We start from the raw sequence: 7464 nt of genomic DNA on the forward strand, positions 1-7464 counted from the left end.
AGCATGAGGTGGAGCGCCCGCTGCGCAGCCTGATCGATGTACTGAAGCTGGGCGGTGTCGGTTACCTGCGCCTGTTCGAGCACATGCCACCCTGGCTGAGGGCGCGCTTGCGCCCACTGCGTACGCTGGCGCTGTGGTTGGCCAGCTATTGGCCCCGCACACCGCGGGCAATCCCTTCCATGAACCCTGTTGATCGAGACGCATGATGACTGGTTATCCCGCGCGTGCCTGGGGCCTGGCGATGGCGCTGCTCACCGCCTTGTCGCAGAGCGCCGCTGCTACCTCCCAAGCCCCGCTTGCCGAGCCCGCAATACCTACACCCACGGTACCGAACTGGCCGGTTGCGAAAACCTTCGAGCAGCTTGGGCATGCATCCGACAGCCTGCTGCTGGGTGTACGCAACAGCGAGCATATCGAGTTCGGCTTGCGTCGCGACCGCCTGGCCACCGAGGCCAGCTTGCAACTGGACTACACGCCTTCGCCGGCGCTGCTGCCGAACCTGTCGCACCTGCGTGTTTACCTCAATGACGAATTGATGGGCGTGGTGCCGGTGGAGAAGGACCAGCTGGGGCAACGCGTGCGCCGCCAGCTGCCGCTGGACCCGAAGCTGCTCAGCGACTTCAACCGAGTACGCCTGGAGTTCGTCGGGCACTACACCGATATTTGCGAAGACCCAGCGCACAGCGGCCTGTGGCTGAACCTGAACCGCAAGAGCCAGGTGCAGTTGCACGAGCAAGCCCTGGTGCTGGAAAACGACCTGGCGTATTTCCCGTTGCCATTTTTCGACGCGCGCGATACCGGCAAGGTGGAGTTGCCGGTGGTGTTCAGCGGCGTGCCGAGCCTGGGCGAGCAGCGTGCGGCGGCCATCCTGGCGTCCTATTTCGGCAGCCAGGCCGGTTGGCGCAAGGCCAGCTTTCCGGTGCTGTACAACCAATTGCCTGCCCGTGGCGACAAGCCTGCACCGAGCATCGTGTTTGCCAGCAACGACCGCCGCCCGGCGCTGCTCGCCGACCTGCAGCAGTTCCCGCTGGTCGATGGCCCGGTGCTGCAGATGATCGACCACCCCGACGACCGCTTCAGCAAAGTGCTATTGGTGCTGGGCCGTAACGACGACGACCTGGTCAAGGCGGCCTCGGCGCTGGCGGTTGGCAACAACCTGTTCCGTGGCGCGCGGGTGAAGGTGGAGCAGATGACTGCCTTGCAACCGCGCCAGCCCTACGATGCGCCGAACTGGACGCGCACCGATCGGCCGGTACGTTTTGCCGAGCTGCTGGATTACCCTGAGCAACTGCAAGTCAGCGGCCTGCAACCGCGACCTGTGACACTGGCGCTCAACCTGCCACCCGACTTGTTCGTGTGGCGTAACCAGGGCATTGCGCTACGCACCCTGTACCGCTACACGGCGCCGGCGGTGACCGATGAATCGCGCCTGAGCATCAGCGTCAACGACCAGTACATCACCAGCATGCCGCTGGTGGGCAATGACCGGCGCGGCGGTACGCTCGAGCAAATGCGCCTGGCCGTGCTGTCCGCTGACAACACGGCAGTGACCGAGAAGTCGCTGGTACCGGCGCTGAAGATTGGCGACCGCAACCGCATCCGCTTCGATTTCAGCTTTGCCAGTACCCTGGGCAGTGCTCAGCGTGACCGCTGCCAGACCTCGCTGCCGGTAGACGTGCGCGCAGCGATCGACGACAACTCGACCATCGACCTGTCCGGTTATCACCATTACATCGCCATGCCCGACCTGCGTGCCTTCGCCCGCAGCGGCTTCCCGTTCAGCCGCATGGCCGACCTTTCCGAGACCCTGGTCATCATGCCGGCCAAACCCACGGCGATGCAGGTTGGTACGTTGCTCGACACGGTTGGCGGGCTAGCCGGGCAGATCGGTTATCCGGCGCTTGGCCTGCAACTGATCGATGACTGGAAACACGCCGCAACGGCAGACGCCGACTTGTTGCTGATCGGCAACCTGCCCGAGGCTTTGAGCGATGCGCCCAACCTTGGCCTGCTGCTCAGCGCTCAGCGTGACTGGCTGCTGCAGGGGCGCAGCGCAAAGTTACCTGGCGGCCAGCGCTTCGATACCGAGCCGGTGGCTGCGAGCAGCCGCGTGGCAGTCAGTGCGCAGGCGCCGATTGCCGCCATCACCGGCCTGAAATCGCCATTTCACCAACAGCGCAGCGTGGTCGCCTTGTTGGCCAACAGCGACGGCGATTACGCGTTGCTGCGCGATGTGCTTGGCGATGTGGGCAAGCTCGATGCGGTGGCAGGCTCGGTAACGCTGGTGCGTAGCAGTGGCCTGAGCAGCCAGTTTGTGGGCGAGCACTATTTTGTCGGCGCGCTGCCGTGGTGGCTGCTGCTGTGGTTCCACTTGTCCGAGCACCCGGTGTTGTTGGCGGCGATCGCGGCGGTGTGCGTGGTGCTGTTCGCTTTCTTGCTGTGGCGAGCATTGCGCTGGGCCGGCAAGCGCCGCTTGGGTGAGGCGAGGTGATGATGCGCCAGATGCTGGTAGGGTTGGTCGCCCTGGGCCTGCCCGTTTTCGCCAATGCCGAGGCGGCGTGCTCATGGCCTGCCTGGGAACGTTTCAAGGCCGAGCTGGTGAGTGCGGACGGCCGGGTGATCGACCCGAGTGACGCGCGCTTGATCACCACGTCGGAAGGGCAGAGTTATGGGTTGTTCTTCGCCTTGGTGGGCAATGACCGCGACGCCTTCGCCCAGTTGCTGCGCTGGACCGGCAACAACCTCGCCGAAGGTGACCTGGCCAGGCACCTGCCGGCCTGGCTGTGGGGGCGTAACGAGCAGCAGCAATGGCAGGTGCTGGACGCCAACAACGCCAGCGATGCCGACCTGTGGATCGCCTACAGCCTGCTGGAAGCAGGGCGCTTGTGGCAGCAGCCCGCATACACGCAACTGGGCCAGCGCCTGCTGTGGCGTATCGCGGCGCAGACCGTGCGCAAGCTCCCAGGCCTTGGGGTGATGCTGCTGCCAGGTGACTACGGCTTCGAGGACGCCCAGGGTACCCGCCTGAACCCCAGCTACCTGCCGCTGCAGCTGTTCGACCGCTTCAGCGAGGTGGACCCCTTGTGGGGAGAGCTGGCGGCCAATACGCGGCGTTTGTGGTTGGCTTCGTCGCCAAAGGGCTTCGCCCCGGACTGGCTGCTGTGGACACCGGCCGGCAAGCCAGCGGCAGACCCGCAGCATGGCAGTGCCGGTGATTACGACGCCATTCGTGTGTACCTGTGGGTCGGCATGTTGGCCAAGGATGCGGTGCAACGCAACGAATTGGTCGCCCATTACGCGCCGATGGCGGCATTGACCCAGCGCCAGGGGCTCCCCCCCGAGCGCGCGGACGCACGCAGCGGCGAAGCCAGCGGCCAGGGGCCGGCCGGCTTTTCTGCGGCATTGCTGCCATTGCTGGCAGCCTCGCCGGCGCACGTGGCCGGCTTGGCGGCCCAGCGTCAGCGTTTGCGCGATCAGCCGGTCGAGGCCAAGGCGTATTACAGCCAGGTGCTGGTGCTGTTCGGCCAAGGCTGGGATGAGGCCCGTTATCGTTTTGACCCGCACGGCCGCTTGTTGCCGGCCTGGAGCGCGCCATGCAACGAATGATCGGCGTGCTGATGCTGGCGACAGTCACCTGCCAGGCAGCGGCGCAACCCAAGGATGCCGATGAGCAGCGCCAATGGCTGCTGGACCAGGTACGTCGCGGCGAAGCGCTGCACCGTGACGACCTGGTCCGTGATGCACTGGGCCGGCTGCAGTTGCTGGAACCGCGCAATCCGGATGTATTGCTGGCAGCCTTGAGCCTGGCACTGCGCGAAAAGAACAGCAGCGCTGCCGAGCAATTGGGCGCCCGGATCAGTGCCGTGGCACCTGGCAGCCTGCAAGCACGCCAAGCCAGTCGCCTGCTTGAGCTGCAACACCCCGAGTCTGCGCGGCGCTTGCAGCAGGCGCGCCTGTTGGCGGTGACCGGCCGCTATGAAGAGGCACTGGCGGTGTACGAGCAGCTGTTTGCTGACGAGCCACCCAGCCTGGAGTTGGCCCTGGACTACTGGCGCGTGCGCGGCAATCTGCCGGGCCAGCGCCCTGGGGCGATTCGCCAGTTGCAGCGGTTGGATCAGCAGTACCCAGGCAGTGCCGGGCTGCGCCAGACCCTGGCCGGTTGGCTGTTCGCCGAAAAGCGCGATCGCGAGGCTTTGGCCTTGCTCGATCAGCTGTCACGCGACCCTGGTGCACGGGATGCTGCGGCCCAGCGCGAGTTCGATTACTTGGCGGGGCAAGCGGTGAGTGCCAGCAGCGCGGTGGCCTGGCAAGCCTTTGTCCAGCGCTACCCCGCTTCGCCACTGTTGGCGCAGGCCAGCGAGAATCTGCAACAGCAGCGCAAACTGTTGGCCGACCCGGCCTGGCAGGCTGGTCAACGGGGCAAGGCGCTGCTCGACAAGGGACGTCATGCCGAAGCCGAAGCACAGCTGCGCCGGGCGCTGCGCCAGTACCCAGACGATGCCAGCCTACATGGGGCGTTGGGTTATGCGCTGATGTCGCAAAAGCGATACGACCAAGCCAATGCATCTTTTCGGGCTGCGACTGACAAGGAACAGGACAGCTACAAGATCAGCAAGTGGAGCGATATGGCGTCGGCAAGCCGATACTGGGCGGTAATCCAGAGCGGGGACCGTGCGCTTGCTGCAAACGACCTGCCAACAGCGCGCTCACGCTATCAGCAGGCACGCCAGCAGCGTCCAAACGATGAGTTCGCCTTGTTGGGCCTGGCCGATGTGTTAATGGCCGAGGGCAATACAGTTGCTGCCGAACGGCAGTTTCTGCAGGTCCGGCGTATGGCGCCGGATAACGGCATTGCCGTGCGTGGCTTGATGCGCGTTTACCAGGCGCAATCGCCAGACAAGGCGCAGGCCTTCCTGGACAGCCTGCCAGCACGTCAGCAAACGCAGTTCGCCGGCCTGCGCCGCAGCCTAGCGCTGGCGCGCTTACGCCAGCAAGGGGATGAAGCCTTGCAGCGCGAAGACTGGTCGACGGCCAGCCAGGTGCTGAACCAGGCCGCGTCTTTGGCCCCTGATGAGCCTTGGCTGGTCTACCAGTTGGCCAATAGCCTGCGTCATCAGGGGCGCACCGCCGAGGCCGACGCAGCCTTCGCCAGGGTGGTGCAGCACCAGCCACATGACCCGGCAACCCGCTATGCCCACGGTCTGTTCCTGGAGTCCAGCGACCGTGATGCCTTGGCCCTGGACAGCCTGGGAGCGATACCGCAGCCGGCCTGGACCCCGGACATGCACGCGCTTGAGCAGCGTATCCAGCGGCGCATGACCCTGGCCTCGGCGCAGCAGTTGCAGGCGCAAGGCCGCAACGCCGATGCGACAGCCTTGCTTGAAGCCAGCCTGGCGCGTGGCGAAGCCAGCCCGGATGACCTGATGCTGTTGGCCGACTGGGCCGCCGCGCTTGGTGAGCCTGGTAAAGCGCGGGGCTATTACCAGCGTGTACTTGCCGTGCAACCTGGCCGAGCCGATGCGCGCCTTGGGGTGATGGAAAGCGCAGTGGCCGAGGGTAATCTGGCGCAGGCTCGGCACATGCTGGGCGTGCAGGTGCCACAATTGGCTGCCGATGACAGTAATGCCCAGCGACGCCTGGCGGCGGTCTGGGTTGCCTTGGGCGAACACCAGCAGGCCGCCAGGCAGCTCGACCGGGTCGCAGCGCAGCAGACGCGCCCCGATCCGTTGTTACGGCGCGACGCCGCCCGCCTGGTAGTGCAGGAGGACCCGCAACGGGCGCTGGACCTCTATGCGGCAGCCATGGCTGATGCACAGATGTTGGACCGCGCTGCGCTAGCACCACGGGATGACCGTGCATTGACGCTAGCCAGCCGCGAGCAGGAGGGTGACGACTGGCTGGCGCGCAGCCTGCGCAGTGACGTGGATGCCCTGTATCGCCAGCGCAATACCCACGTGACGCTGATGCACGATTACGGCTGGCGCGAGGACGACGGTACGCCTGGCACTTCCGAACTGAGTAAGCATTCGACCTTGTTGCATGTCGATACCCCTTGGCAGGACGGCACTGCCTTTGCGCGGGTAGAGCGCATCGGCATGGATGCAGGCGCGTTTGAGCAGAACGATGAGGGGCGCTACACCCCCGACTTCGGCAGCTGCCAGTTCGTTGGCCAGACCGCTGACGGCAAAACGCTGCCGGCGTGTACGGGCGGTTCGCAGACAGCGAACGGCAGCGTGCTGGCGTTGGGTTGGCAGGGCAGCCGCTGGGCGTTCGACCTGGGCACCACCCAAGGCTATGCCATCAACAATTGGCTGGGCGGCGCAACGGTCAACGGTGACCTGGGCCAGGTTGGCTGGTCGCTGACCGCCTCGCGCCGGCCGATGAGCAATTCCCTGCTGTCGTTCGCCGGGGCACGCGACCGCCCGACGGGCGTGCGCTGGGGCGGGGTCACCGCCAACGGTGCCACGCTGGGCCTAAGCTGGGACCAAGGCGGCGACAACGGGGTGTGGGCCAGCCTGGGGCACCATTGGCTGTACGGCGAGAACGTGGCTGACAACCAGCGTACTCGGGCCATGGCGGGCTATTACCACCGCGTGGTGGAAAAGGCCGACGAGCGTGTGCGTGTTGGCCTGACGCTGATGCACTGGCGCCACGACAAGGACCTGAGCGGCTACAGCCTGGGGCAGGGTGGTTACTACAGCCCGCAGCGCTACAGCTCGGTGGGCGTGCCGGTCAGTTATGCCTGGCGCAACTACGATTGGTCGGTGCTGCTGGAAGGTTCCGTCAGCTGGTCCCAGGCCCACAGTGACAGCAGTCGCTTGTATCCGCACGCGCACGTCAATCGCAAGGTGCTGGCGCAGCATGGCGTTGACTCCAACATCGATGCCATGACTGAAGCCAGCGACAGCAGCGGCTTGGGCTATCGCGTGCGTGGCCTGTTCGAACGGCGCCTGAGTGATCAGTGGGTGCTGGGCGGCGGCTTCGACTGGCAGCACAGCGATGACTACGCGCCTAGCCATGGCATGCTCTACCTGCGCTACCTGTTCGAGCCATGGCGCGGCAACCTGGCATTGCCGGTAACGCCGCTGGAACCCTACAGCGAGTGGCGTTGACTGCATCGACATGGCCAGGGTTGACAGCAGCCCCGACGCACCACCATTATCCAGCCATATCTACGCAACCGGCTTGCCAGCATGTCCATATCCAACCACGCCATTTCCGCTTCGGGCTTCATCGCCCAGGCAGGCGCGTGCGTTGCCGTTGCCAAGAAATCCAAGAAACAGCCGCTCATCTGACCGAGGCGCGCTGTCTCGTCAGGTGGGCTGACGAGACAGAAGGCGCCAGGTATCCCTGCCAGACCACTTCGACTCTTCATCCTCTGACGCTGACTTTCGGTCAACATCAGGAGTTTTTGCATGTCGAATTTCCGTGGTATCTGGATCGCCCTCGTCCCGCCAATGCGCG

General features: G+C 65.2%; 4 protein-coding genes. All 4 read left to right on the forward strand.

Annotation, left to right across the window (positions count from 1 at the left end):
* Positions 1 to 206: hypothetical protein (locus tag APH42_RS30260; RefSeq protein WP_177336884.1), on the forward strand; the 206-nt coding region annotated here is incomplete at its 5' end.
* Positions 203 to 2491 carry a cellulose biosynthesis cyclic di-GMP-binding regulatory protein BcsB gene (bcsB, locus tag APH42_RS28055; RefSeq protein WP_082421478.1) on the forward strand — a complete coding sequence of 763 codons (2289 nt, stop codon included), beginning with the start codon at positions 203 to 205 and terminating at the stop codon, positions 2489 to 2491. The genes APH42_RS30260 and bcsB, both read left to right, overlap by 4 nt.
* On the forward strand, positions 2491 to 3606 hold the full coding sequence (bcsZ, locus tag APH42_RS28060) for a cellulose synthase complex periplasmic endoglucanase BcsZ (RefSeq protein ID WP_012272816.1): 1116 nt from the start codon (positions 2491 to 2493) through the stop codon (positions 3604 to 3606). The genes bcsB and bcsZ overlap by 1 nt, the downstream gene beginning before the upstream one ends.
* Positions 3594 to 7112, forward strand: a complete 3519-nt coding sequence (gene bcsC, locus APH42_RS28065) for a cellulose synthase complex outer membrane protein BcsC (RefSeq protein WP_060494702.1) — start codon at positions 3594 to 3596, stop codon at positions 7110 to 7112. The genes bcsZ and bcsC overlap by 13 nt, the downstream gene beginning before the upstream one ends.
* Positions 7113 to 7464 lie beyond the last annotated feature (352 nt).

Origin of the sequence: Pseudomonas sp. NBRC 111140 (assembly GCF_001320885.1) — a bacterium.
In the GTDB taxonomy this organism is placed as follows: Bacteria; Pseudomonadota; Gammaproteobacteria; order Pseudomonadales; family Pseudomonadaceae; genus Aquipseudomonas; species Aquipseudomonas putida_P.